General features: G+C 51.6%; 27 protein-coding genes. 3 read left to right on the top strand and 24 right to left on the bottom strand.

Going from position 1 to position 25319, the window contains the following annotated elements:
• Positions 1 to 2: 2 nt before the first annotated feature.
• The 9 genes from ACJ9Y9_RS02005 to ACJ9Y9_RS01965 form a co-directional block, all read right to left on the bottom strand.
• A complete protein-coding gene (locus tag ACJ9Y9_RS02005) occupies positions 3 to 599 on the bottom strand; it encodes a type 4 pilus major pilin (protein WP_032676568.1) in 597 nt (198 codons plus the stop codon).
• 9 nt (positions 600 to 608) lie between these two features.
• Complete coding sequence (locus ACJ9Y9_RS02000) at positions 609 to 1724, bottom strand: type II secretion system F family protein (RefSeq protein WP_032676566.1); 1116 nt, start codon at positions 1722 to 1724, stop codon at positions 609 to 611.
• Positions 1714 to 3288 (bottom strand): GspE/PulE family protein, encoded by a 1575-nt coding sequence (locus tag ACJ9Y9_RS01995; protein ID WP_032676564.1) that lies wholly within the window; start codon positions 3286 to 3288, stop codon positions 1714 to 1716. Before ACJ9Y9_RS01995 ends, ACJ9Y9_RS02000 begins: the two co-directional genes overlap by 11 nt.
• A gap of 7 nt (positions 3289 to 3295) precedes the next feature.
• Complete coding sequence (gene pilP / locus ACJ9Y9_RS01990) at positions 3296 to 3793, bottom strand: type IV pilus biogenesis protein PilP (protein ID WP_001252747.1); 498 nt, start codon at positions 3791 to 3793, stop codon at positions 3296 to 3298.
• Positions 3780 to 5060 carry a type 4b pilus protein PilO2 gene (gene pilO2, locus ACJ9Y9_RS01985; protein WP_071886859.1) on the bottom strand — a complete coding sequence of 427 codons (1281 nt, stop codon included), beginning with the start codon at positions 5058 to 5060 and terminating at the stop codon, positions 3780 to 3782. The genes pilP and pilO2 overlap by 14 nt, the downstream gene beginning before the upstream one ends.
• 3 nt (positions 5061 to 5063) lie before the next feature.
• Positions 5064 to 6737, bottom strand: coding sequence for a PilN family type IVB pilus formation outer membrane protein (locus ACJ9Y9_RS01980; RefSeq protein WP_032676562.1), 1674 nt, complete (start codon positions 6735 to 6737; stop codon positions 5064 to 5066).
• 19 nt (positions 6738 to 6756) lie between these two features.
• Positions 6757 to 7200, bottom strand: a complete 444-nt coding sequence (pilM, locus tag ACJ9Y9_RS01975; RefSeq protein WP_032676561.1) for a type IV pilus biogenesis protein PilM — start codon at positions 7198 to 7200, stop codon at positions 6757 to 6759.
• 1 nt (position 7201) lies between these two features.
• Entirely contained in the window at positions 7202 to 8557 is a 1356-nt protein-coding gene (locus ACJ9Y9_RS01970; RefSeq protein WP_046092721.1) for a TcpQ domain-containing protein, read from the bottom strand.
• A 421-nt stretch (positions 8558 to 8978) separates the two neighbouring features.
• Positions 8979 to 9224: a hypothetical protein gene (locus tag ACJ9Y9_RS01965; protein ID WP_032676559.1), complete on the bottom strand. Its 246-nt coding sequence runs from the start codon at positions 9222 to 9224 to the stop codon at positions 8979 to 8981.
• A 394-nt stretch (positions 9225 to 9618) separates the two neighbouring features.
• Here ACJ9Y9_RS01965 and ACJ9Y9_RS01960 point away from each other — a divergent pair, with 394 nt between their 5' ends.
• From ACJ9Y9_RS01960 to ACJ9Y9_RS01950, 3 genes are read left to right on the top strand one after another with little or no spacing between them, the layout of a single operon-like run.
• A complete protein-coding gene (locus ACJ9Y9_RS01960) occupies positions 9619 to 10278 on the top strand; it encodes a metal ABC transporter ATP-binding protein (RefSeq protein WP_032676558.1) in 660 nt (219 codons plus the stop codon).
• Positions 10275 to 11147 carry a metal ABC transporter permease gene (locus ACJ9Y9_RS01955; RefSeq protein WP_032676557.1) on the top strand — a complete coding sequence of 291 codons (873 nt, stop codon included), beginning with the start codon at positions 10275 to 10277 and terminating at the stop codon, positions 11145 to 11147. Before ACJ9Y9_RS01960 ends, ACJ9Y9_RS01955 begins: the two co-directional genes overlap by 4 nt.
• Positions 11148 to 11149: 2 nt before the next feature.
• On the top strand, positions 11150 to 12028 hold the full coding sequence (locus ACJ9Y9_RS01950) for a metal ABC transporter substrate-binding protein (RefSeq protein ID WP_032676556.1): 879 nt from the start codon (positions 11150 to 11152) through the stop codon (positions 12026 to 12028).
• Between the two features lie 308 nt (positions 12029 to 12336).
• Here the strand turns inward: ACJ9Y9_RS01950 and ACJ9Y9_RS01945 are convergent, their stop codons facing one another.
• The 15 genes from ACJ9Y9_RS01945 to ACJ9Y9_RS01875 all read right to left on the bottom strand — a co-directional run bounded on the left by ACJ9Y9_RS01945 (position 12337) and on the right by ACJ9Y9_RS01875 (position 25134).
• A complete protein-coding gene (locus ACJ9Y9_RS01945) occupies positions 12337 to 12585 on the bottom strand; it encodes a DUF2442 domain-containing protein (RefSeq protein ID WP_000155614.1) in 249 nt (82 codons plus the stop codon).
• Positions 12569 to 12811 carry a DUF4160 domain-containing protein gene (locus tag ACJ9Y9_RS01940; protein ID WP_001144085.1) on the bottom strand — a complete coding sequence of 81 codons (243 nt, stop codon included), beginning with the start codon at positions 12809 to 12811 and terminating at the stop codon, positions 12569 to 12571. The genes ACJ9Y9_RS01945 and ACJ9Y9_RS01940 overlap by 17 nt, the downstream gene beginning before the upstream one ends.
• 78 nt (positions 12812 to 12889) lie before the next feature.
• The gene (locus ACJ9Y9_RS01935) at positions 12890 to 13438 is read right to left on the bottom strand and encodes a single-stranded DNA-binding protein (protein WP_032676553.1); all 549 of its coding nucleotides are present in this window, start codon (positions 13436 to 13438) and stop codon (positions 12890 to 12892) included.
• Positions 13439 to 13455: 17 nt separating this feature from the next.
• Positions 13456 to 13659, bottom strand: coding sequence for a hypothetical protein (locus ACJ9Y9_RS01930; RefSeq protein WP_032676552.1), 204 nt, complete (start codon positions 13657 to 13659; stop codon positions 13456 to 13458).
• Positions 13660 to 13731: 72 nt separating this feature from the next.
• Positions 13732 to 14223 (bottom strand): STY4534 family ICE replication protein, encoded by a 492-nt coding sequence (locus ACJ9Y9_RS01925; protein ID WP_032676551.1) that lies wholly within the window; start codon positions 14221 to 14223, stop codon positions 13732 to 13734.
• Positions 14224 to 14851: 628 nt separating this feature from the next.
• The gene (locus ACJ9Y9_RS01920) at positions 14852 to 16861 is read right to left on the bottom strand and encodes a DNA topoisomerase III (protein WP_032676550.1); all 2010 of its coding nucleotides are present in this window, start codon (positions 16859 to 16861) and stop codon (positions 14852 to 14854) included.
• Positions 16862 to 16874: 13 nt separating this feature from the next.
• A complete protein-coding gene (locus ACJ9Y9_RS01915) occupies positions 16875 to 17597 on the bottom strand; it encodes a PFL_4669 family integrating conjugative element protein (RefSeq protein ID WP_000818555.1) in 723 nt (240 codons plus the stop codon).
• Positions 17598 to 17938: 341 nt separating this feature from the next.
• On the bottom strand, positions 17939 to 19171 hold the full coding sequence (locus ACJ9Y9_RS01910; RefSeq protein WP_032676549.1) for an STY4528 family pathogenicity island replication protein: 1233 nt from the start codon (positions 19169 to 19171) through the stop codon (positions 17939 to 17941).
• A 78-nt stretch (positions 19172 to 19249) separates the two neighbouring features.
• A complete protein-coding gene (locus tag ACJ9Y9_RS01905; protein ID WP_001178480.1) occupies positions 19250 to 19480 on the bottom strand; it encodes a hypothetical protein in 231 nt (76 codons plus the stop codon).
• Positions 19480 to 20076, bottom strand: a complete 597-nt coding sequence (locus tag ACJ9Y9_RS01900) for a DUF2857 domain-containing protein (protein WP_000077899.1) — start codon at positions 20074 to 20076, stop codon at positions 19480 to 19482. The genes ACJ9Y9_RS01905 and ACJ9Y9_RS01900 overlap by 1 nt, the downstream gene beginning before the upstream one ends.
• Positions 20077 to 20160: 84 nt before the next feature.
• A complete protein-coding gene (locus ACJ9Y9_RS01895; protein WP_032676697.1) occupies positions 20161 to 20904 on the bottom strand; it encodes a DUF2786 domain-containing protein in 744 nt (247 codons plus the stop codon).
• A complete protein-coding gene (locus tag ACJ9Y9_RS01890; RefSeq protein ID WP_032676546.1) occupies positions 20897 to 21151 on the bottom strand; it encodes a TraR/DksA C4-type zinc finger protein in 255 nt (84 codons plus the stop codon). The genes ACJ9Y9_RS01895 and ACJ9Y9_RS01890 overlap by 8 nt, the downstream gene beginning before the upstream one ends.
• On the bottom strand, positions 21144 to 22859 hold the full coding sequence (locus ACJ9Y9_RS01885; protein ID WP_032676545.1) for a ParB family protein: 1716 nt from the start codon (positions 22857 to 22859) through the stop codon (positions 21144 to 21146). The genes ACJ9Y9_RS01890 and ACJ9Y9_RS01885 overlap by 8 nt, the downstream gene beginning before the upstream one ends.
• A complete protein-coding gene (gene dnaB-PI, locus ACJ9Y9_RS01880; protein ID WP_032676543.1) occupies positions 22856 to 24223 on the bottom strand; it encodes an SPI-7-type island replicative DNA helicase in 1368 nt (455 codons plus the stop codon). Before dnaB-PI ends, ACJ9Y9_RS01885 begins: the two co-directional genes overlap by 4 nt.
• The gene (locus ACJ9Y9_RS01875) at positions 24220 to 25134 is read right to left on the bottom strand and encodes a ParA family protein (RefSeq protein ID WP_000550614.1); all 915 of its coding nucleotides are present in this window, start codon (positions 25132 to 25134) and stop codon (positions 24220 to 24222) included. The genes dnaB-PI and ACJ9Y9_RS01875 overlap by 4 nt, the downstream gene beginning before the upstream one ends.
• Between the last annotated feature and the right edge of the window lie 185 nt (positions 25135 to 25319).

The following is a 25319-nucleotide window of genomic DNA, read 5'->3' as shown; positions in this document are numbered from 1 at the left end:
CATCAGCCGTTATGGGTGAAGACCAGTGTATTGTTACCTGTCATTCCGCTGTCTGATGAGCAGGATTTGCCTGCCTCTTCTGCACTGACCAGACCGTCACTGTAATCGGTACTGTTAATGGTGATAGCACTGAATGCTCCACCGGAACCGAGTTGAGTAGTGATAGAGATGCAGTCTGCCTGCGGAACTTTCTGCGATGTAACTGAAAATCCATTGTTAAATCCATTCGATGCCACAGGTGCCAGAACGACCTGACCACCATAACCGTTCCACATCGTAGCGGTACCGGAACTGGCTGTTCCCTGGATAGTCCAGCCAGCCTTTGGTGCGCCCCCCTGCTGGATAAGCGTTCCCGTCATAGTTGTACCGCTCGTAAAGTTATATCCCCCCTGCGCCTGCTTAAGCTGCTGCGCGTTTGTCACGACGGTCTGGAGATTTGAAACCTCAACGGCAACGGACTTTTTCCCCCAAAGACTCCAGACCAGAGCACCAACTATAGCCAGTACGATAATCGTCCCGATCGCAATGGTACCGTGTTCAAGAATGCCCCAGCCCCGGTCAGGCTGATGTTGGCGATGTGGTAATGTCTGAGCTGACATGGCGGTTCCTTAGTGTAAGTTGAAAGTGTTCATGTCCTGAATCTGCATCACCATCATCAGGATGAGTAAGAAGAAACTCATAATCAGAACGAGAGAAAAGAGTTTGGTGGCATTCGCCCGACGCGCGACGCGCGCGAGCGCCTGTTCCAGCCAGCGGTCCGCATAATTGGTGATGAGCGAAGCAGCACCATCCCCCTTATCCAGAAGAGAGAGATAGTTCACAGCCTCACGGCTCGGAAAATCATATCCGCTGTTACGCAGAGCTCTGCCAAGTGAATCGCCTTCACTCATGCACTCCATCGCTGCCTCGATGCGTTCCTGCAGCCAGGGCGGTGCAAAACCGTTAAGGATCTGCAAAGCTTTGAGTTCCTGGACACCCGAACCAAGAAGCGCGCCAATATTCATAAGGAATACAGCTCCCTGCAGGTCTTTATAAACAGACCATGGTAGTAACCAGTCAGCACAGCGCCTGAGACGGCCGCGCCAGCGGGGCAACGACCAGAAAGACAGCAGCACAAGCCCTGCGGCTGTAGCGGCAGAAGCAACACCCCACTCGGAACTCCACTTCGCTACTCCATTCATAAACCCGAGTGCACCGGTCCAGCGAGCTGGATCGGACATTTTGCTCATGGTGGGAACAAGTGCGAGATTGTTGGCCAGTAGTAGCCCCGTACTCAGGATGGCAAGCGCGGCAGGAAATACTGACGCAAAAATTACCTGCCCAAGAATTCGCCGACGGGCAACAATCAACTTATCAGCCTGCATCAGCGCGGCAGGAATATTACCGGTTTCCATTCCGGCGCTGATAAGCGCGGCCTCTTCGTAAGGTGCCCAGGCAGCCAGAACATCCTGCAGCGCGCGGCCAGGACGGTTGTCGTTCACACCCTCGATGCAGTCCTGAACAAGTTCATAATAAGGATGCCAGCGCCTGCCAAAATCAGTATGTACATCGCCGATCATGGTCAGCGCGTCTTTCAGGGCCTTACGGTTTTCAAGAAGAAAGCGCAGCGTTTCGTAAAATGGCTGGCGGTATTTCCCAGTAAAAGTGGCTCTGACAAGCCGGTAGCGAATCCTTTCAGGGAACGACATTTCCCGGGATGGATAAAAATGGCTGTCACTTTCCATCAGGCACCTCACAATCCATGATGTCATCCTCATCCAGCGGACAGATGAGATCGCCTTCCAGCGGATCAACAAGACCCTCTGCCAGATAACGCAACAGATGCATGCGGCGAGTAATCCCCCCCTGGTTTATCCAGTACTTTCTGGCAACTGAAGGCCCATGTGAAAGCCAAAGTTGCATCAGGCGAGCATCTGTCCGGACAACTTCGGCAATAGCTGTTCGCCCTGTAACGCCACGACTGATAATGCGTCCGGTCAGTGGTACCGTTTTCCGGCAGTGTTCACATCCCTCATAGTTGCGGAAGAAGAGATTTTTCGGTTCGCACAAGCCCGCGACAGAACAATATTTTTCGAGACGCGCGCGGGTTTCTTCATCAAGCTCAGGGACTTTGACTTCCCACGGTACCCGGCAGTGTTCACACAACAGCGGCACCAGACGCTGGCCAATCAGGCCGGTGATGAGTGCAGCATCCGCCAGAAGGTGGCGATCAATACCGAAATGCTCCATACGACGCAGGGAGCCGATAGGGCTCTGGGTGTGCAGGGTCGACAGCACCAGGTGGCCGGTTTCACTGGCGAAAATGGCGGCGAGAAGGGAATACAGGTCACGGATCTCACCGTTCAGGATGGCATCCGGATCGAGACGAAGTGCAGAGGCGTTTCCGTTACTCCAGGCGCGGCTGATGGCCTCCGGTGAATTGTCTTCAGGCATAACGGGGGTCTGAATACCACCCGGAATACGCCCCTCGGGCGGGTTTTCCAGCGTGAGCAGGCGCTTTTTACCGCCGGTCAGTTTCAGCCAGATATCACTGAACACGCGCAGCGTGGCGCTCTTCCCTGAACCAGTAGGCCCGGTCAGCAGCGTCATGCCTTCCGGCATACGCAGGATCTGCATGATGAGCTTAATCTGCTCAGGCAAAAAACCCAGTTGCGGCAGCGTCGGTATATTGTCCCCGTCATCCGGGATCAGACGCATGACCACTATCAGCCCATCCGGAGTAGGACGGTGTTCGTAGCGGGCGCCATAGAGGCCGGCGCGGCGGGCGAACTTTGCATCGATGCGCCCTGACTGCTCACGACCGGCAAAGAATGACTGCTCGCGCACGTCGCACATGGAAAGATAAGATGTGGAGGCCAGCGTCATACCCTCCACATCTTTCACTTCATCCACCACCTCCAGCTCGCCGTGAATACGCAACTGAACGATGCAAATCTTGCGATCACCGCTTATTTCCATATGAATATCAGAGGCATTAAAGTCGTTACCCAGCCTCATATAGCTGATGACCTTATCCTGCGACACACTGACGTCACGGTTACTTAGATCCGCCTCGCTCACACCCTGGTTAAGCCCACGGCCCTGACGTTCTGCCACTTCACGCCGCCGGTTCAGTTCGCTGAGTGTAACAAACTCAGTTTTTGCATCAGCCCATGTCCGGGTGACATCCATAACCCAGCGCTGTATGTCAGGGTCTTTTCGCCGGTTGCCGTCGATGAGTAGCGTAACCCCTCCAGACGGATGCTGCTCGGCAAAGACAAAATCCATGATTTCTTTATCAGGAGACATCATCACCTCAGAATGAAAGTTCAGAATTGTCGCTGAGGCGTACGATCGTGGACGTAACCTCCGTGACCCGCTTTGAGGTTCCGGGAAGCTGATCGCCTTTTGCTACTTCTGTGACTCCGCCATCAGGCAGAACAATGCGTGCACGCAACTGCGAGCCACGGCCGTAAATCTCCTGAAGGCGCACACCACCGGTCCGCTTTTCACCGACTGCACTGGCAGTCTGTTGTGAAGGAGCTGGCTGCGCCATAAGCGGCATGGCAGGCTGGGCGGCAGTAGACAGATAATTCCTGTCAGTACTCTGTCCGGACTGGCTTTCACGCAGCTGCTGCTCCAGACGCGCCGTCTGCACTTTCTGCTCCAGAATGAGGTTGCGCGCCTGAGCTGCTTCAAGTTCGCCAAGCGTAACGTTCGGCGGAAGCGCATCACTGGTTACGGTTGCCACTGCCTGCCCGCAGAACAGAGCGGACAGCAGCAGGCCCGTTCCCGCGGGATTAATTCTGCGCATAAATGCTCCCCTTCATGGTGTAGTCGAACTGCCCCTGCGGGCTCATGGTGATTGACACGCTGTTCAGGCGGAGCCCGGTCGCATCAAAATCCTGCAGCAGACGTTCAGGCTGCAAACGCGAGCTGACAGTAAAAGTGAATTCGCGCCAGTCCTGTACGGGCATGGTTTTCTCTTGTCCTGGCGCGACCGCTGGCGGTTTCACTTCACTGAACTTGACTTCCAGGTTGCGGCGCTGCAGGTGCGAAATGAAACGCATCAGTTGGGCATCCGCGCCAGGCAAGGCCTCGTCGGTATACTCACTTACGCTGTATTTCCGGAAGGGAATGAATACGTCGCCGTTTTTACCTCCCTCCTGAAGGTTGAAAACAGCAGAATGCCCAAGAAGCACCCTCGCGCGGTGGGAGAAATCCTCCACCGTAGCACCAGGTGTGGCGAGGTAACGCAAGCGCAGGCCTTCAGGGACACATTCACCGTCCGTAAAGCGCCAGCCAGCCACCGAGGCGAAAAGTGGTTCGCGTGTCAGCCAGCAATTACCAAGTAAAAGCGAAACTGGTGGCTGAGAGGCCCATGGATGTGGCGCTCGGGCTGGCGCAGCTGGCTTATCAGCAGACATCGCCATTCGGGCGCGAAACTCTGCCATTGCAGCAGCCTGTTCCGCTTTTTGCTGAACGTCGTCGTACCAGTAAATTCCTGCTGCTGCCACGAGTGTAATAAGCGCAGCAGGCATAATAAGCGACATCGTCGTCAGGCGCTTACCCAGGCGGCAACGCTTCAGTTGCGAACGGTTCAGCCTGTCAGTGAGCGAGGTTGCATCACAATTATCATCTGCGGTTGCAGCACAGCGCAGACCCGGTGTATCAGCATCGTTAAAACGCAGGAAGTTTTCTGCTGCTGATTCTATCTTCGCGCGTGAACCGGTCACATCACCCATGACAGAAAGCTGCCCACCGCTGGCTGCAAAGAAAACCCAGAGATCTTCGTTGCGGCTGAGGCGGTATATCCCCCATGTATTTCCCCCTTCAGACAGCAGGAATGCTACTGCAAGAGAGTAAGGACTACGTCGCACACGCCCGGGGGAAACGACCCCCATCATTGATGCGTTACGCCTGCCGGCAACTACTACATGCGTGTCAGGTGAGGCTTTTCCCCGGAATCGCGTTAACAGTGCGCTCCGCTGCTGCTCCCAATGAAGTCCTGCCATCCAGTCGCGACGGTTGTGGGTGACGCGAATGCCGCTACGGAGTGAAGATTTTTTCTTTGATGACATGGATTACCTCAGCAGAACAGGGGTGATCATAATCACGAGCGTGTTACGACCGCGCGTACCGTTCTGGCCACCGCCCAGGATAAAGTTGTCGGGTGTGAATGTTCCCTGCTTGTTTGCAGAAAGGTTCTGTTGCTCAGATCCGGTTAATACCAGTGTCTGGCCTGAGCGCAGGTTAACTTTACGTGCCAGCCCCTGTGTCGAGGTATTCGGTATATCGTTACGGGTATTCCCGTCCCTACTGATAAATTTCTCTATCTGCGGTGGACTGGTATAGCTAAAAGCGAACTGCAGTTGCACGTCACCGTTTTCCTGGATGAACGGCAGCATGGTCATGAACAAACCGGTGGTGATTGTGGTTACGGTCTGTGAGGAAGTAACCCCGACATTAGCTGTTGCAGTTGAACTGGAACTTGTCAGAACGCCCTGTTGGTTTGAGAGCTGATAAGCTACCGGCGTCAAATTTGCTGTTGGGTCGGTCTGGTTCAGCGCCATGCTGACGTTGCCCTGCTCGGAAAGCGCTTTAATCAGCAGGCTGGAGCCGGAAAATTTGGCGGCATTGCCTGTTGCCGTGTCGAGAATCGAAATGCCGGCACTGCCTGCTGAAGTCGAAGCATTGGCCATTGAACCGGTCAGAGTGGCGCCAAAATTGTGCAGGGATTTGTATACGAGCCCCCAGTCAAGACCCAGTTGCTCATTACGCGTCTGGTTGACGCTGACAATCTGTATGTTGAGCTGGACCTGCCTGCTTAGAACCTTATTCTGATACTCAATGTAACGACCAATACGCTCCAGAACGTCCGGTGTGTCAGTAACACTCAACGTGCCAGTAGCTGCTGAAAGCCAGAAACGACCAGATTTTGGCGTCAGCATCTGCTCGATGGTTTTACGAATGTCGTCGTACAGGTCGCTGTTCATGCCATAATCGGTCTTCTGATTAGAGCTAATGTCTCCGCTAGTCCCCCCCGATGTGCCGCCACCGCTGCCCAGCTGATTGCCAGAGCCGGAGTTAATTGATGCGCTACTGTTTACTTTCGTATTCAGGATAACGAGCTGAAAAGTGCGGGTATCCTGTCGATAAAAATAAACTCCGTTTCCGTCACTGCGCCATGACAGCCCGTACCCGCTGGCTTCGACATCGAGCAGATCACGAACATCTCCCTGGAATTTAAGGCCACGCATGAGCGCCGGTGATGGCTGAACGGAGACGGGCTGAGCTGACGTAGCCCCCATCTGTGCCAGGGGAACCCGACCATTGTCATCCGGCGCCGGCAGTTGACCACTCATCTGAGAAGTTACCACGCTGCCGGTACTCACGTTGCTCAGCGCAGCAAATGCATCTGGTGTGATGGAGACTCGTATACCACATAGCGCAGTGATGCGCTGTCCCAGCTCAGGCAGTGAAATGCCGTCAGGACGATTAATCGTTATCTGACAGGGAGGCAGATTCTTTTCGTCCGGAGTGGAGACCACCGGCGTGACTGGCTGCAGGTTTACCCAGGGCTTATCCATCCAGACAACAGTTGGTTGTGATATGGACTGACGACTCTGCAACACTCGCTGAGCCGTATCGGCCTGCCCAACGGCTTCCTTGTCTATTTTGCTGATTTCATTCAGCGAACATGATGACAGCACAAACGCAGCGGTAAGTACTGTCAGGCAGAAAGGTATACGCGGCATCCGCAGCTCCCTGATTCTGTTAGTTAAGATAAACAATGCTGCCTTCCGTCACACCGGACGGCAGAGACAGGTTCATATCAGTGCCATCCGCCATCCGCAGACGACCGCCTCTGACGGTCAGGGCAAGCGCAGAAGTCACTGAGCGGGCGCGCAACGCGGCATAAACACCGTCTGTTTCAGGTACCCAGATCCACAGGCGACCGTTCTGAATAATGCTTTTGATACGACTGTCTGGTAACGGCACCATTCCAGTCAGTGCGGTTGATACGGGGCCATCTGTTATGGACCGCCCGTGACGCCAGTTATTTACGACATCAGCAGTCCGAAGCATGTCTGCTGCAAGCTGTTCAGGCTGAGTCTGCTGCAGCGCAAGCCGTACATGCTCTGATGAGTGGTGCTGTGCATCACCGGCTATCAAGATGATGACAAGACAAAGCGCGAAAACTGGCAGCGCATATCCCATATCATTTCCCGTCCTGAATCGGCTTATCGTCCACGAATACCAGGCACTGAAGACGATTTGGTGCTGCATAGAGGGGTTTTTCTGCAGGGCGATATAACCTAAACAGCTGCACGATAACCGACTCGAAATTACCGCGCAGCGTAAATGGTACATCGATGCGGTAGTTCACAGGCGTTGGCCAGATAACTACCCAGGTAGGACTACTGCCACTCTCACAGCGAACCGATGTAGCCCATTGGATCAGAGTCTCTTTTAACGTAGTGCCTGCCTGCGCGGTCCAGGCCTGTCCGTCTGGTAACGAGGAAAGCAATGCTCCCGGAGTGAAAACAGTTTTTCCGCTGACCGGAGCAGTAGGAGAGATAACAGTGGAAGGTGGATTACTGTTCTGAACTGTTCCACCTGGTTTCACTGCACCAGATGGAGTTAAAGGCACACCAAGAGCAGCTTTATTCAGAGGTGTTGACGCAACTGACAATGCTGACGGCGCAGGCGCAGGCGCAGGAGCCAACTCTGTTGATGGTTTTACCTTGCCAGATGTTAACTTAGCTGCGGGACTTGCCTGTGTTTTCTGCACCGGAACCTTAGATTTTTCCCCAGGCTCGCTGGCAGAGAACGGGTTACGAGGTGTTTTTGCTGTCGTTGCAACAGATAAAGGAGAAACAGCTTGAGAGGTAACTTTTGGTGTCCCTGGTGACAAAATGGAACTTTCCGGCCGAGCCGGGGGCAACGGATAGCTGTTATTTCCAGTACCAGAAAGTCCCTTAGAACTGTTAAGTAGTGTACCTGTAGAAGCCGATTTCCCTGTTCCCTGACTTGCTACACTCGCCTGCAAGGGACCTGTTGTTGAGAGGGCAAGATGTCGGTATTCATCACGCAGAACGAAACAAATTTCTCGATTCAGGTCATCTACGCGCATACGCCAGGCAGGCCCGGCCAGGATTTGTAAAGCATCTCCAAGCTTCACAGGTCCTATTGAACGCTGCACAGCCGGTAATGGTTTAACGAACAATTCAGAGAATACACCCGGTTCGCCTGAACACAGTGAATAACCTGATTCAAGCATCACGTATCGCATACCTTCCCCAATCGTATTCACCATCTGCAAAGGCATCCTGATATCGATAATCTGATTCAGTGGGTCACGCTGAGCATCTACAGGTAGCGTACTGGCAAGTGTGTAACGATCGTAACGAACAACTTCAGGGGAACGGTTTTGATAAAGATCCTGAACACGGGGAGAGCCCTGAAGCCTGCTCATGGGTCCAGAGCGAGAACTAAAGTCTGTGCAGCCAGCGGCAAGCAGACATAGCGTGATGGCCCCAAGCCGATAACGTGTCTGCAGGTTTATTTTTACCATCAGGAATCCCCAGGAGTTGTCCGAAACAAGTCGGATATTCTGGCGGGGATGCCTTTTCGGACAATGCAAAACTATTACTGAGAACTGAAGAAAATTTCCTCGGTGGGGCAACCGCGAAAGACCAGGATAACCAGTTTCAAGGGCTTTCACCGTTTTCGGGCGCAGGGAAAGGAGCTACACGAGACCGATTTATCCAGCCAGTTGGCAATATTTTAAAATGTATTCGCTTAGATTTGACCTGATACAGCTATGGCACAGAGCCAAACCTAATCTGACAGGCAGCTCTGTGCCAGGAGCGGACGTTAAATTGTTCTGACCACTTCTCAAATCGCGCTCAAACTTTATTTAGAATGGTTGTTTTTGCACTTTTTTCAGTTTCGCAATCTGTAATGTAATTGCAGGTAGCTTGCTCTCTGCCCTCTTAATTCAGATGGCTTCGAAGCATAGTGCAGAATGCGCAACCGTAACCTGTGACCGGAGAGGCATTACAGGTTCCGGCGAGCGATGGGCCTGAGTGGCTGAGGTTAAAACTGCTAAAAATACTGGCTTCAATCGCAGTGAGTTTATTCGTGGAGATCGTGGTCGTCGGGGAGAGTTCAGATTTAAATGCCAGCGCACTGAATGAGGTCACTGCCAGGGATGCAACGATAATTTTATGAATTTTCATTTGAGTTATCCTGAATGAACAACATACGACAATCCTTCACTGTAACCTGACATCAATGTGTTATTCGCTCGTGGCAAACGTGAGTTTTTCCGGGCATTGAATCATTGACGCTTTGACACTCGGACCTTGACTATCTTGTGCAGGTCGTAGAATAAATAAGCGGGACGAATCGGAGAAAACGAAAGAAGATTGTAACATTCCGTCACACATTTCCGCGCTGGCCCTTCTTTACAATCATTGCTGTGCTGATTTAATGTTATGTTATAACATACATTCCAGGGGCTCGTATGCTTTCTCCAACGCTTTTTTCACTCTCTCTTCTCCTGCGACTGGGCGTGGGCATACTCATTTTAAGTGTTTTATGGGCTGCCGTTCAGTGGGCGATCGCACTGCCATGATTGAGCTTCAGGAACTCAGCGTCGGTTATAACCATTCTCCCGTGACATCCATCATCAGTGGACATATTGCAGTTGGCAGCATGACTGCAATCGTCGGTGAAAATGGGTGCGGCAAATCGACGTTACTCAAAACTCTGGCCGGTTTTCTCCCTCCTGTGAATGGCCATATTATCTGGCCACACGGGCGTCCGGACACGGGATGGCTTGCCCAGCGAAATACCCTGGAGTCCGATTTCCCGATAGTCGTCCAGGATGTAGTGAGCATGGGGCTCTGGCCGCGAGTGTCACTTTTTCGCAGTATCCGCCGCAGCGAGCGCTTGCGAATTGCGGCCGCACTTGAGCGTGTGGGGTTGCTGCATCTCGCAAAAAGCCCTATTGAGACGCTTTCAGGTGGGCAATTTCAGAGAATGCTTTTTGCCAGAGTCTGGTTACAGCAGGCTCCATTGATCATGCTGGATGAACCGTTGACCGGGGTAGATGAAAACACCAGTCATGTCCTGATGTCATTGATCGAAGAAATGCATCAACGGGGACAAACGATTCTGGCCGTTCTGCACGATACCACGCGGGTGCAGCGCTATTTTCCTTCTGTATTGCGTCTGGAAAGTGAGCGCAGCTACTGGCAAACGCAAGTGCACAAGGAGTGTGTGTCATGACGTTACATTTCCTTATTCAGCCTTTTATTGAATATGGCTTTATGCGTCGGGCGCTTGTGGCGTGTCTGGCGCTGTCGCTTAGCACTACCACACTGGGCGTTTTCTTATTTCTCCGGCGAATGAGCCTGGTGGGTGATGCGTTGTCACACGCTATTTTGCCCGGCGTAGCCATTGGTTATCTGCTCAGTGGCATGTCGCTGTTTGCAATGGCGACAGGGGGATTTATCGCCGGTATTGTTGTTGCACTGGTAGCCGGATGGGTCAGCAGGCAAACGCCGCTTAAGGAAGATGCCAGCTTTGCCGGATTATATCTTGGCTCGCTGGCGCTCGGTGTCACGCTGGTGTCGTTACACGGATCCAGCGTGGACCTGCTGCATCTTCTCTTCGGCTCGATTCTGGCGGTCGACCGGGCGTCCCTAATTTTCGTCGCTGCGGTAGCGACACTAACCCTGCTTAGTCTGGCGGTATGCTACCGGGGACTGGTGAGCGAGGTATTTGACAGTACGTGGCTTGAGGTCAATAAAAAGCGCCTGCCCACTCTGTTTCACACGCTGTTTCTGGGTCTTCTGGTTCTCAATCTGGTGGCGGGTTTTCAGGTGCTCGGCACGCTGATGGTTGTCGGTGTGATGATGCTGCCAGCGGTTGCTGCACGATGCTGGATGCAAACTTTACCAGGAATTCTACTGCTGGCAGGTGTGGTGGGTGTCCTGTGCTCGTGGCTTGGGCTCAGTATTTCCTGGGCTATCGCGTTACCCGCAGGGCCATCTGTCGTGCTCTGTGCCAGTATCTTTTTCTTTTTTTCTATTTTATTTGGCGGGCGTAGCAGACTGGTTGTCACTCTGTTGCGCCATTTTTTTGGTAAGGAGTGATAATGAAACGTACAGCACTTTTTCTGGCACTCAGTATGGGGTTCATGGCGCACAGCGCCAGCGCGAAAACCATTAATGTGGTCACCAGCTTTTCCATTCTTGGCGATATGGTGCAACAAGTGGGAGGAGAGCACGTTAGCGTGAAAGCGCTTGTCGGGCCTGACGGCGATCCGCATACCTTTGAACCATCACCGCAGGATAGCGCCGCTATCGCCAGCGCGGATATTGTAGTAGTCAACGGTCTGGGGCTGGAAGGCAGGCTGGACAGACTCATTAAGGCGTCAGGCTTCAAAGGCACACTGATCGTCGCCTCTGAGGGTGTTAAAACGCATACTATGGATGAGGATGGTGAAACCGTGGTTGATCCTCATGCCTGGAACAGCGCGGCGAATGGCGCACAGTATGCACAGAACATCGTGAATGGGCTTATCAGTGCAGATCCTGAAGATAAGGAGGCGTTGAGAAAATCCGGTGAGGACTATATTGCGCAGTTGAAAGCACTTGATGACTGGGCGAAAAACCGTTTCAGTGGTATTCCTGAAGCAAAACGCATTGTCCTGACCAGCCACGACACGTTTGGTTACTTTAGCCGCGCATATAACGTCCGTTTCCTCTCGGCGCAAGGCCTTTCCTCTGAAAGCGAAGCCAGTGCAAAAGATGTTGCCGAGTTAATTGAACAGATTAAAGCGGATCATGTTACAACCTGGTTCATGGAAAATCAGCTCGACCCGCGTCTGGTCAAACAAATCGCCAGGGCAACCGGTGCGAAGCCTGGTGGTGAGTTGTACCCTGAAGCGCTCTCACCAAAAGGTGGCCCGGCGGATACTTATACGAAAGCGTTCAGACATAATGTTGATACCATCGCTGACAGTATGAAGTAACGATTTAAGCCAGGGATCACTCTGTGTGGCGCCTGAACGGAGACGTGCCAGTACAGCTCTTCGTTCAGGATTATTATCCGCATCCCCGGGACGGACATCTCAACTTAGATTCTACAAGAGCTTGTTAAAGCTGATTTCAGCTGTTCGTGGGCAAAGATGAAATGTCCGCTTTTCGCTCAAAGCAGACTGTCAGATTTGATTGTGTGCTGGCGGAGTACGGAGAAAACTGTCAGGTCAAGCCTGAGCTAATACATTTAAAAAGAAAAGCGCCGGGAAATCCGGCGCCTTAGTCTGCAACTTAGTCATTATCAGGCTACGCGATGTGGAACATGGGTCACGTCACCACGGCCAGCGAGCAAGCCATCGACTGAGATATCCTCATCGAGATTATCCCAGTGAATACCACGTTTACTCAGTTCATAGTCATTACGTTCTTTGTCTGTGGCATTCAGCAGACGAGGAAACCAGGCGATTGGTACGCCCATCACCCTGCCATCGTTTAATTCGACCCACATGGTGGTCTCATCAAATCGTACATTTTTAGCTGAAATAGTCATTCCAGGCCTCCACAAACATCGTCTGGTTATGTTGAACCATCTTAGTCAACTCTTTAAGAGTCCGGGCATCGAAGCCATCGTTCCTGCTCAGTTTAACTTCATCTTCAAGCCAGAATTTCGCTTCACCATCAGCGTTACGGACATGAATATGAGCGGGTTCTAGAGGATTTCCCTCGTTCGAGTAAAAGAAAAATTTGAATCCGTTAATTCTCAGTATAACTGGCATTAAAAAAGTACCCCGCTCCTGCCATGATTATCTTGAATAAAAAAGCGCCAGTCAAACTGGCGCCTCTGTAAAATCCAATCAGGAAATGGCGTAGATCGCTTTTCGGCAGATCCCATAACCATGCCCCAGAAACGGTATGTCATCATCAAAATCCATCGGAGGTTCATTAGCAGGATTGTGTGGCGCAGCTGACTGCTGAGGCTGAGGCTGCTGAGGCTGCCCCCAACCTCCTTGCGCCGACCCAGGCTGCTGAGCATTACCGGTACCTGCTGGAGCATTACGACTACCCAGCATCTGCATCGTACCGTTCACACCAACCACAACTTCTGTTGTCCAGCGTTCAACCCCGCCATTATCAGTCCATTTGCGGGTCCGCAGATGGCCTTCAATGTATACCTGTGAACCTTTTTTCAGATATTCACCGGCTATTTCGGCGAGTTTGCCAAACAACACAACGCGATGCCACTCAGTGTTTTCCTTCATTTCACCGCTTTGTTTATCACGCCATGACTCCGACGTTGCAATACTGAACCCTGTAACAGCTGTGCTATTGGGCATATAACGTACTTCGGGGTCCTGACCGAGATGGCCAACGAGAATAACTTTGTTAATTCCGCGACTTGCCATGATGTAATCTCCTGTACCTAATCATATTCACGCTGCGTCCATTCCCCTTTTTCAAGAGCAATATCGGCCTGCAGACTGGTTTTGTAGTATTCGACTGACTCACGGGACACGGGTCCCATTTCGTTCGCGGTTCCGATATAAAAACCGCGCTGACTGGACAGAACCTGGATCTGTAATTGATACCCAGCTTCTGAAGCCAGTAAACCGAAAGGATTTCCCATGCGAGAGCTCCGTTACGTTATCGAGAGAGGTAAATCTCCCGAAAGAGATTTACCGGATGTAAGAAAAAAGAATTAAAACGAGTTCGGATCGTAGTCTTTAGGAGCCGCAGAACCTTGTTCCGGGGTTTGAGATGCATTTGGCGCTGTGTAAACGACTTCCTGGCCTTTCTTAATGAACTCGACCTTAATCAGGCGAGCCTTCAGAGAAGGTCTGGATTCACCGGAATGTTCACCCGACTGAAGGGTAAACACGTCAGCTTTCAGGCCGCTCAGCACAAACCCCAGCAATACTTTTTCCTCTTCATCCACGGCCTTCTGGCAGCGGTTGATGAGTTTTGTAGCCTCTGGGCCCGCAACAGTGACATCGAAACGAGTGTATGACGCATTGTCGGTAGGACCAGTCAGGGCATTAATGACAGCGCAGGTAAATTCACCGTTTTGGCCCTGTACACGACGAATCGAGCTCAGGTAGCCGATACCGCTTACGTTAAGATTGAAATACTCTTTTTTCTGGCTGGCAGAGGAAGAGGTGGTGGAAGAAGATGCAGTTGTAGTAGCAGTCATGATGTTATCTCCGGAGTGAAAACTAAACTGGTTGCGGAGAAACATCTATCCCTTGCGGGATAACGTTTCCCGCAGGGAAGTCAGCAAATTTTTGCCGACTGGCTGTATTTGTGAAATGGACCTCAACTCGCCAGGAGTACCTGTTCTCAGAGGTTAAACAGGTTTACCACCCGAAGGCGCCACTCTCAGGTTTTATGTGGCATTGGCATGTGATTACCCGAAGGCGCCCTTCTCAAATCACCAGGGCATTGGCAGTTGTCGATGACAACGATTAGCCTCTTTATCATTTATTCAGACGCAGCAGATGTCAACGCCGGTGTGCGTAAAAAATCATCAATGCCAAAAAATAAAAAAAGCGGCACCTTTCGGCACCGCCTGTGAGGTCTGCACCATTAGACCTGATGTTGACCTGCTTACGCAGTTGCTCCGGGGGTGTGTTCAGGACCCGGCACGGTTTCACGGAGTTTTGTGCCTTTTTGACTCACGTTCAGGTGTGGACGCGGCCAACAAGACTGTATCCTGCAAGCACTGCATTTGATGCTCACAGGACCCGCAGTCACGGGGTGCGGCTTCAGAGCCGTCGCAACAATAGCAAAGGCATCCTGTCCCCGCAATGAGAGACAAGGAATTAATTATTCTTTGGTTTTACAGCCTTAGAGCTACGCGCGCTTTTACGTTTCTGGGTGTCGTTGTTGATGATTCCTTTGCAATCAGGATAACGAGTACACCCCCAAAAATCTCCTTTCTGTCCTTTTTTTAGGCGAGTTTTCCCCCCACATAAAGGGCACGATGGTGTGGGTGGTATTCTAATGCTCACCCGCTGCTGTCCTCCCATGCTGACAAGGTTACGGGTCCATCCGACCTGTCGCTGCAAAAAATCATTCAGGGTAAGGCGTCCTTCTGCTACTTCATCCAGAGCCTGTTCCCAAAGTGCAGTCATTCCCGGGTCGGTTAACTGCGAGGGCAGAGCATCAATGACATCAGCACCAAGATCAGTCGCGCGAAGCTGCTTACCTTTGCGCACAATAAATCTGCGGTTCAGCAGTTGCTCAACGATACCAGCACGGGTGGCTTCCGTGCCTAATCCGGCGTTGTCCTTCAGTACCTTACGAAGAGCAATATCGGTAACAAACGCTGACGCGTTCATCATAGCGCCGATGAGTGTTGCGAAAGTATAGTGAGCCGGCGGACGAGTCATTTGCTGCACGACCTCTGCACCGTTTACTCCGCAACGGTCACCCTTCCTGAGAGGAGGAAGTTCAATACTGAGATCATCATCCCCTGGACTATCCTCTTCCTCCTTACTGAAAAGGACCTTCCAGCCCATTACAATCTCCGTCCTTCCTGTTGTGCGGAACAGTTGCCCGCCAATGTCAAACTGCAGACGAGTAATATCAGATTCGTGCAGGGGAAGAAATTGTGCCAGATAATTTCGGCGGATAAGGGTGTATACCCTTCGCTCTGCCTCACTTAACGCAGAAAACTTAAACGCGTTTCGGGTAGGGATAATGCCATGGTGAGCTGTGATTTTTTTGTCGTTCCATATACGCGAAACAAACGAAGTATTTAGACCTGAAAGAAGAGAACTACACTCTGGATCAGACAGACCAATAGCGGAAAGAACCGAGGGGATTTCCTCACGCATAGACTCAGGAAGGTATCCACAATCAGTTCGTGGATAAGTGGTTGCCTTGTGTTTCTCATAGAGGCTCTGTGCAGTGTCAAGCACCTGCTGGGGTGACATATCCCAGAGCAGGCCACAGGCCTGTTGTAAAGTGCCGAGCGAAAAAGCCAGCGGTGCTGCCGCTTTTTCACGCTTCGTCTCACATTCTGTTACGGTCGCTGCTCCAGCCTGCCGGCAAAGATGCGCTACCTGCTGCGCTATATTTTGGTGTACACAGCGTTTTTCTTCGTCGGTATAAACCTTTGCAGGTACCCATTGCGCCGGAAAAGTTCTCCCTCCCGCACTCAGAAGCGCCTTAACCTGCCAGAAAGGTTTAGGGATGAATGTCGCTATCTCCCGATCACGTCGGACAACCAGTGCCAGAGTGGGAGTTTGCACCCGCCCGACAGAAATCACACCGTCGAATCCTGACTGTACTGCAAGCAGTGTATACAGACGGGACAGATTCATTCCAATGAGCCAGTCGGCACGAGCGCGACCAAGTCCAGCATGATACATTCCAAGAGTTTCGGCACCCGGTCGCAGATCCTGGAGAGCTGCACGGATGCTCATTTCATCAAGGGCAGAAAGCCAAAGCCGCTGTACAGGACCGTCCCAGCGGCAGTATTCCAGCAATTCACGGGCAATTACTTCTCCTTCCCGGTCCGCATCAGTGGAGATAACCACATCATCGACCTGGCGCAGCAGCCGCTCAATAACCTTGAACTGAGACTGCGTCTCCTTTTTTACCACCACCTGCCATGGGGAAGGCAGGATCGGCAGAGCAGAGAGCGACCATGGTTTGCCATACTGTTGACCGTATGCTTCAGGCGGTGCGGTCTCCAGCAAATGCCCTACTGCCCAGGTAACAGTGACGCCAGGGCCAGTTAGAAAACCGTCGCCACGTCGGGTGGCACCCAAAACATTCGCAAGATCTCGCCCCTGTGAGGGCTTTTCGCAGATAAACAACCGCATGGTGGTTCCCCGGTCAGGCAGCCCGATATCGCATACGAAGCAGGTTTACGCTCGATTCATTAACCGGCGGTGAGAAAGCTGAGCGCTTTTCACCAAGAAGAACAGACAAATCTGGCTCTCCCGCCACCTCGCATGCTTGTTTCCATGTTTCGTTGTTTTCCACAGCATCAAACCGGGTAGCATCAATACGGCGATAAGATAAAACAGAGCCATAGACCTGACGAATTAATCTGCCACCTTCGCTAAGATGATGATCACGGCGAGAACGTGTAATTAATCCATAATGCGATGCCTGTAGTGCCTTTTTCGCAAACTGATCGAATCCTACTAACAGAAACACACACCTGTAACCCAGAGGGGTTCGTGTAAATACCTGGATATCGAGTGGCTCAACAGATGCAACTTCTGTCAATGTAATACCAGGCGGCAACATTGACATCTCAGCATCAAGTTGCTGAATCAAAGCAGTCATAGAATCTGATGCAACCTTGATCTTTTCTTCCAGGTTAAACATAGCAACATCAGCCCATGGATTATTGCGCAGGGAATCCTGGTTAATCAGAGTCGCACGGTGGAAAAACTGAGGCATACCGATAATTCCATGCCTTGCAGGCTTTTCACCGTCCTGTTTTTCAGGCTGACGCCCTTGCCATAGCCCGATTGCGTAATTCGTATGCAGTGCGATCGTCATTTCAGACTGCAGCGCACCAGTTCTTTTCTCATTTTTTTCTGCCATCGTTGTCACCTGTGCTCAGTTAAGATGAGCAGGCATAGTCCTGAAACACCGGTATCTCCAACAACGCGAAACTCATAATTCCAAGAACGAAATTGTAAGTTGGTTAAAATTTGTACTTGCTGCGCCCCGCAGCAAGCTCATTTTTTAACCAGCTGCAATACTTTCCCGCAAGACCTCAACCACAACACATCGAAACATGATTCTTTTTTGTACTTGTTGCGCCCCGCAACAAGGTCATTTTTTAACCACTATTGCGCCCAGTAGTTCTGCTCATTTTTTGTACTTGCTGCGCCCCGCAGCAAGCTCACTTTTTAATCAAAAACAGATTTTTGATGCCATAATCATTTCTGGACCTGTTGCCGAATAGCCGCAATCATCGCCCTTACCTGCCCCTGAGACGGGCGTTTCGCAGGTTGAACAGGGACGTCGGCTGTGGGTACAGTACGTGATTCAACCGGGCGGGAAATTGTTCCACCAGAACTGGCAGTCGCCGTATCCTCTGAAATTTTCAGCTCACCACTTCGCGCCCTGCGAAGCATAGAGAACATCCAGCCCACCGGATTGTTGAGCCTTCCAAGGGCCTGTTGTTCACGCAGCATGTCAGCAAGGGCTTTTGCCATTGTCTCCGGAAGCGAAGCCATCTGCGTACTCAGCATCTGCCTGTCTTCACTGTTCAGAGCGTTCAGAAAATCATCTGGCAGGAATTGCTCACCACACGGTACGTACGTTTTTTTATTCACACTGTGTGTGAAAGAACGTACGTTACAGTCCGAATTTCGGACTCCGGCGTAACTCCTTGATTTTTTACTGAGTCCATTTTCCGGACTCTGTGAATTATCAGGTTTAAGGGAACTGAGTCCGTTTTCCGGACTCAGTGAATTCGGGCTGTTTTTTATGCGTTTTTTACTGAGTCCTGATTTCGGACTCGATTGCACAGCCTGTCGCTGACGAGCCATTTGTTCTGGTGTGGCAGGTGCACTTAGTCGGCTCTCAATAATGGCCAGGCGGCTGTGACGGTGGCGCATTCCCGGATCATGAAGGATGTCATTGACTACAGCCAGCGCCGTCATACGGACGGCTTTATTCCTGCTCAGGCAACTCTCTTCAACAAGGGTCAGCCAGCCCGGATCAAAAGTCTCAGCATCACGGTAGCCCAGCGGCTCATCATGCTGTGCATAGATATTGCCTCGCACACGACCATGGTCGTCGCGAACACGCTTACACAGGCTGAGCCAGCCTGTAAGACGCAGCATCAGCAGAACGCGGCTGACCGTATCTCTGGAGGCCTTCTCTGAATGTGCCGACGCCAGTTGAACCTGGAGCTCATCATAAGTCGGGAAAACAGCACCTTCATTCTGCTGTGCATACAACCGGATCATCACCCAGGCGGTTTTATCCAGTGGCGAAAGACGGGTATCCAGAAACAGCTGTCGGGGAAACGCATCATGTACATTTCCCATAAAAAGAAGCCCGCTGCGCTCCTGACCGACATCACCAGTGTCTGTACGCCGTTCGAGACTACGCTGCATCCTGGACAGTGTATGAGCAACTATGCTGTCTGCCGGAATGGTCATTTTCTGCTCTCCTCTTCAACCTGAGACAGCACAATGCCGGGATAAACCCGGCACTGTACGGTCAGCAGCGGCATTCCGTTACCGCCGTATTTCACGGTTATAGGTCTCATGATCCATCAGCCACCAGTGTTTACCTCCATCCTTACTGAGGATGCGCCAGAACGGCCCAACATCTATCTTGAGATAGCCGTTCATCGTCAACCGACGGAACACCTTCTCACCGCAGCACACTGCGCTGAACAGCCGTTGCGCCCTGCGACGAACCGAGGGGGAAACGTACTGACGTGAAGAAAAGTCGGTCATCTGCATCATGCTTCCTTGCGCTGTTGTGATTCACTCTTGCGGGATGGAGTTGTCTCCCGGCACCACTGGCAGACCCTGCTCCAGACTGCGGTCAGTGACAGGCCATGCTGCTCAGCGGCAAGCATCATCGCTTCCAGAGCCTGATGAGAGTCCGGGGATGATAGCCCGGCAGCCTTCCACTCGATCCATAGTGCCGAATCCTGTGGCTCCGTCAGAGACTGTGTGCGGCCCTGGCGAGACTCTATCCCCATCAGACGACGCCGTGCGCTAACCTCTGATGGAGACAGGCCGAAGTATTTATCAATCAGTTCCATTGAACCGCCAAGCTCAAGCGCCCGGTCTATCATCAGCATTCGTTTCTGCTCATTACGTGCCTGGTTGAGCATCAGCCAAAAATTTTCGTGATTCAGGCTAACATCAAGCACAGAAACGTGTGACTGGCTCAAATAATGCAGCTCATCAAGGCTCAGCTGACTCAGTGCGCGTATCTCCTCGAGTGACATTCCCAGCGACTCACAGCGGCGGATATTGCCGTTTTTAACATCCATCAGCAGTGATGAAAGGATGGCCGTGGTGGCCTGTGAAAGGTTGTGCTGGCTCATAGGGCCCCTCCTGATATCATCTGATCGGCAACAAGCAGAACATCAAAAAGCCAGCCCGACAGGCAGGCACTCCATAAAATAATGTTACTCATGTGTACAGCCTCCCGCCGTAATCTGCTGTTGAGCCTTCGCACCAGTCAGGCCTTGATGAACTTCAGTATCCCGCCCCGCGAGCCAGCCCGCTACGCGTGCTGCTCTGTCGCCACGGCATTTACCGGCCGCCCTGACGTTTACAGTCCCCAAGGTGTCGCCGGTGTGACGCTGGGCAAGCCAGCGCTGAAGCATGGAATTCTCACATTCTGAAGGCGCAAATGACTGCAGTACCTGCCAGACGCCAGATACCCACCCTTCACGAAACTGATCGGCTCTGCGACGAAGCGTGTTCTTAAGAATACGGCGCTTCCGGTATCCGGCAATCTGACCGTCAGTGTCTGCACGAAGTTGCCGCTGTAAAACGGTATAGATATAGAGCGCAACTTCGGCTCTCCCGCTGAAACCATAAAAGTGCAGAGATCGGCGGACGCTTTTTACACCACTGCAACTAGTGTGAATATGCCAGCCAAACCAGCAACGGCAGCCCGTGGCCATGCATACCACTGTTGCGAGTGAACTTAGCCAGGCTGGCACTTTTTCAGCATTACTGGTCAGGTTCTGACAGACGGATTCCTGGATATCATGAAGAGAAAGCATGTCAGGGGTCAGGCCATGACGCTGCATCAGCCGTTGAGCCAGAGCCACTGCACGGGCCGCCTCGTGTGGATTACTGTTCCGGGTACCCAGCGCCATCAGTCGCCGGATACGTGCAATCACTTTTGTATTTTCAGACATGGTGTAGCCCCCTGCAGCCGGCAGCACGGTGAACATCCTGCTTCTCCTTCACATCCTGACAAGCGGCACACAACTCTACGCCCGGCACTGCCAGCTGACGGGCAGCGGGAATGTCCGCGCCGCAGCACTCACAGATTTCTTTTGACGGGCGTAACGAGTGCACTTTTGCCCTGACAGCATCGATGCCGCGCTGGGTGAAAATAGCGGTACTGGCCTGAGCCATTTCATCATTCAGGTCCTCAGACATTTTCCCCTCCCTTCACAACCAGACGCTGCAGCTCACGCAGACGCCGTATAACGCGGATAAGGCGCATTGTTTTTACAACAGTGACATCATCGAAAACGGCAGTATCTGCAGGTTCCTGAGAGCCAAAAAAATTCAGGCAGAACATGAACATATTGAACTGTTTGTTAGGCAGTGAACCTGATAGCCCGGCGAGGAAAAGAGTAAACTCACTGGCGTTCTCTGAAATGGAGAAACCAGCTGAATGATGGTCTTTATCCTCCCGAACACAGTCCGCGCAGCCCATCGCTTCGGCAATTTCGAAAGTAAGCCGATAAGCCATATCCTGCAGGTGCTCGATGTCGTCCTGTAAAGCGGAGATGTGCCAGATATCATTGACCGGTTCCAACCCGGTTGCGGCGAAGGCCACTGAGCTAACTGAAGGTGTGGAAGTTTCATCCTGTTCGCCAAAAGCAGAAACGAGCGAGTTGGCATTAACATCTGACTTAAATTGCCACTCTCCATCGTTATCAGGATTCTCTGTCTGACCGGTAATCACAGGATTTCCGCCAAACAGGTCATTCTGAACTTCACGACGCGGCTCACTTCCAACAGACATACCGCCGGGAAGTGCAGTATTGTCCTGAAGTTCTGGTACAGCTTCCGGACGCCCTGGAGTAGTCAGCGTACCGCTACGCAGACCAGTAACAGGGGGCTGGGATGAAGTATCTGCTGGCAGAGTCGTAATTGGTGGTGATGTGCGTTCCCGACCACCTGACTGTTCAGACGCAGGTGTAGGTGCTGGCAGTGGAGGCGGCTCGCCAAACTGTTCCCTGCGTTTTTGTTCACGAGGATCAAGTTCAATTAACCAGCGGTCATAATTCAGGCTTGGATGGGGAAGAGCCTTAACCAGTTGACCGATAAACTCATCCCTGAAAATATCAAGGGCATAGCTTTCAGGTTCATCAAAACACCGGCAAACTGCACCAAACACATCATCAAGAGAACATTCTGGGTTTACGTCACCGCTGAAAGATTTCCAGACCTTCATAGCTGAAGAACGAAGGCTCAGGAGTGGTGTTGCCTGACCACGGCTCATGCCACTCTCAAGCAACTGGGGCATATGTGGATAAAGGTAATTAAGCGTATCTTCCATCCGGCTTACGCTGGAGTTATCAATAGGATAACCTTCCTTACCCAACAGATCCGAAAGTTCTCGTAAGGTAACACTCCGGCCCAGTTGCTCTTCATAAATTACCCGCGCTTTATGAACACCGAATGCCTTTTCTATATAGGTAAGATCTCCCCTGACCTCATTCTCAGCCAGGTGACCAACCAGACATTTTAGACGTCCAGGCCAGGGTTTGAAGATCGTGTGAACGCGATAAAAACGTTCATCACCAGTCTCTTGCCAGAGATCGCAGAGTATCTGATACCGGGTATTTCCCCCGTCACTAAAGATATAAACATCATCACCATCCGGATCACGGGTCACTTTTGGAATCGAATCCAATCCTCGTGCACGGACGGAAGCTTTAATTTCCTCAAAACGAGGATTGCGTCCTTTGCGCGGGTTATCCGGATTCGGGCGAAGCTGGTCAAGGGTAAGAACCATTGCCATTTCATTTACTGGCTGGGTAACGGTGGGAGTATTATTATCAGCAGCCTGAGCCGGTGATTTTCCACGCTGCAACATGGCGTCGCCAAGGTTAAGACTACGGACGTTGCTCATGCAAACCTCCCGGTATGACCAGGGTTAGCAGAAAAACGCGTATAACGGCCTTCGTATTGCAGTCGGATCGTACCAATCGGTCCCTGACGCTGTTTGCTGACAATAATTTCAGCAACCCCCTTGTCTTCAGTGTTTTCGTGATAGACCTCATCACGATAGATAAAGACAATAACATCAGCATCCTGTTCCAGTGCACCGGAATCACGAAGATCGCCATTGTTCGGCCGTTTATCAGCACGACTCTCTAGTTGACGATTCAACTGCGAAAGGGCAACAACCGGACAACCCATTTCTTTCGCCAGCGCTTTGAGTGACCGCGAGATTTCAGCAATTTCCTGTGTGCGGTTCTCCTGATCCGGACAACGCATCAGTTGCAGGTAATCAAGACCGATGACTGAAGGGTGACCATAACGGCGGGCGTTACGACGGGCGCGAATTCTGAGCATGGCGGGGGTCAATGAGCCTGTGTCATCTATGATGAGGCGGTCTTTAAGGTCACCCATCAATAGTGAAGACGCGTTTGAAACGCGCGCCCATTCCTCATCATCCATCTGGCCATTTTTTAAATGTGTTAGATCTACACTGCCAAGTGAAGCGACCATACGCATGAGGATCTGCTCGGTGGGCTGCTCAAGGCTGTAAAACTGCGCATGTGTATCGGCTTTTTTCAGAAGTGAATTCAAAATCAGGCTGATCAGAAAGGCAGTTTTCCCCATTGAAGGCCTTGCTGCTATAAGTATCAGGTCAGCTGCCTGCAGCCCGCTGGTCATGGCATCAAAATCTTCAAATCCCGTAGGCGTACCAGTAATACCATCAGGCACATTGCAACGACGTTCCAGCTCTGTAAGGAGTTTTTCCATGCCGTCAAGCAGCGTCACGGCCTGCTGTGGTTCTGAACGTTCTGCCAGCCGGGTAATTTTTTGCTCTGCGGTTTCCATCACCGCCCCGATATCAGCACCGGATGCCTTAACAGTTTCGGTTATCTCAGCACCAATGGCGACCAACTGTCGCCCCTGGCTGTACCTGGCAACAATGTCACAGTAAGCGACGATATTGGCCGCACTCGGAGTATTTTTTGAAAGTTCGGCCAGATAGGCGAATCCGCCAAGTTGCTCAAGCGCATCCTTACCACGGTTTTCAATGCTCTCAGCAAGTGTGATCAGGTCAATCGGACGCCCTGCTGCAACCAGACGCGTCATTTCATGAAAGATGACCTGGTGAACCTTGAAATAAAAATCATCGGAATCGAGACGGAGCGCCACTTCATCCCAGCAGTCGTTATCCAGCATCAGGCCACCAATGACGCTCTGCTCAGCATCCTGAGAAAACAGCCCCGAAACATTTCTGCGGTTATTAGAGGTCATTCCTCGCCCCCCGCATTAGCTAACGCATCAAAATTCGTTTTCCACTCTGGGAAAAGTTCACAAGCCAATTGATACATTGACGTAAACGCTGAGTCGCTTTTACGCCGGGTATTTTTTTCAAGACGATGTACCGGTACGCCCTTAACATGCCCAAGGACATAGACAGTCAGGTCATAGATACATGTCTCCAGCAGGTCGATATGAATTTTGTCTGCATGGGCGCTGTAGCGTTTATCTTCAACGATCGCTTTGACTTCAGCGAGGGTCTCAACAGACAGATTGTCGTATTCCATACAGTTGATGAGCAATTTTGTGACTGGAAGCTGAATGCCAAACGCACAATAAGGCAGCAATTCTTCCATCAGCGCGACTGTTCCGCGCATGAACTCCCTGACATCAGGAAGAATCGGTTTGGCAATACCCACCATGGTTCCGGTGGAGGCCAGGATAATTAACTCAGACATCACTGACCGTGAGCCTTGTGAATCGACAATAATCACGCCATATGAATTAAAAAGGGGATGTGAAAGAGCATTTCGGAGGCGAACTCGCCCATCAGGCGCATTCAGCATTGCAGTTGGGAGAAAATTACGAGGATCGTTGGAAACGATAATGTCCAGATTATTGATCGACGTACGGGAGATCAGATTATCGGGATTTGAGAGATCAACTGTCTGCATCAACAGTTCGTACAAACCACCAGGGGCTTCATATTCAAGCGGGAATATACTGCTGGCCGTTGGCTGAGCATGGTCGCCATCAATCAGAAGTGTTTTGATACCTGCATCGGCCAGAAATCCTGCAAGATTAGCTGACTGAGTAGACTTACCCTCGCCACCCTTAGTGGAAACAACAGGTATAATACGAGGCTTAACACCCAACGTTGGATAATCGATTGATTGTAAATGCATTTTAGCACCTGAAAATTAATCAGGATGCGATTCAACAAATACCGATCATTCTTCTATGGAATTTAACATTTTGTCACAGGGATTGAAAATCCCCGTGTCCTTGGTTCGATTCCGAGTCCGGGCACCACTATTTAAAGAACCCAGCCTATGGCTGGGTTTTTGCTTTTCTGCGTTTATCAAACCTC

This window comes from Enterobacter sp. CPE_E1241 (genome assembly GCF_045618265.1).
Classification (GTDB): domain Bacteria; phylum Pseudomonadota; class Gammaproteobacteria; order Enterobacterales; family Enterobacteriaceae; genus Enterobacter; species Enterobacter adelaidei.
This window is presented reverse-complemented; position numbering and strand designations above follow the sequence as displayed.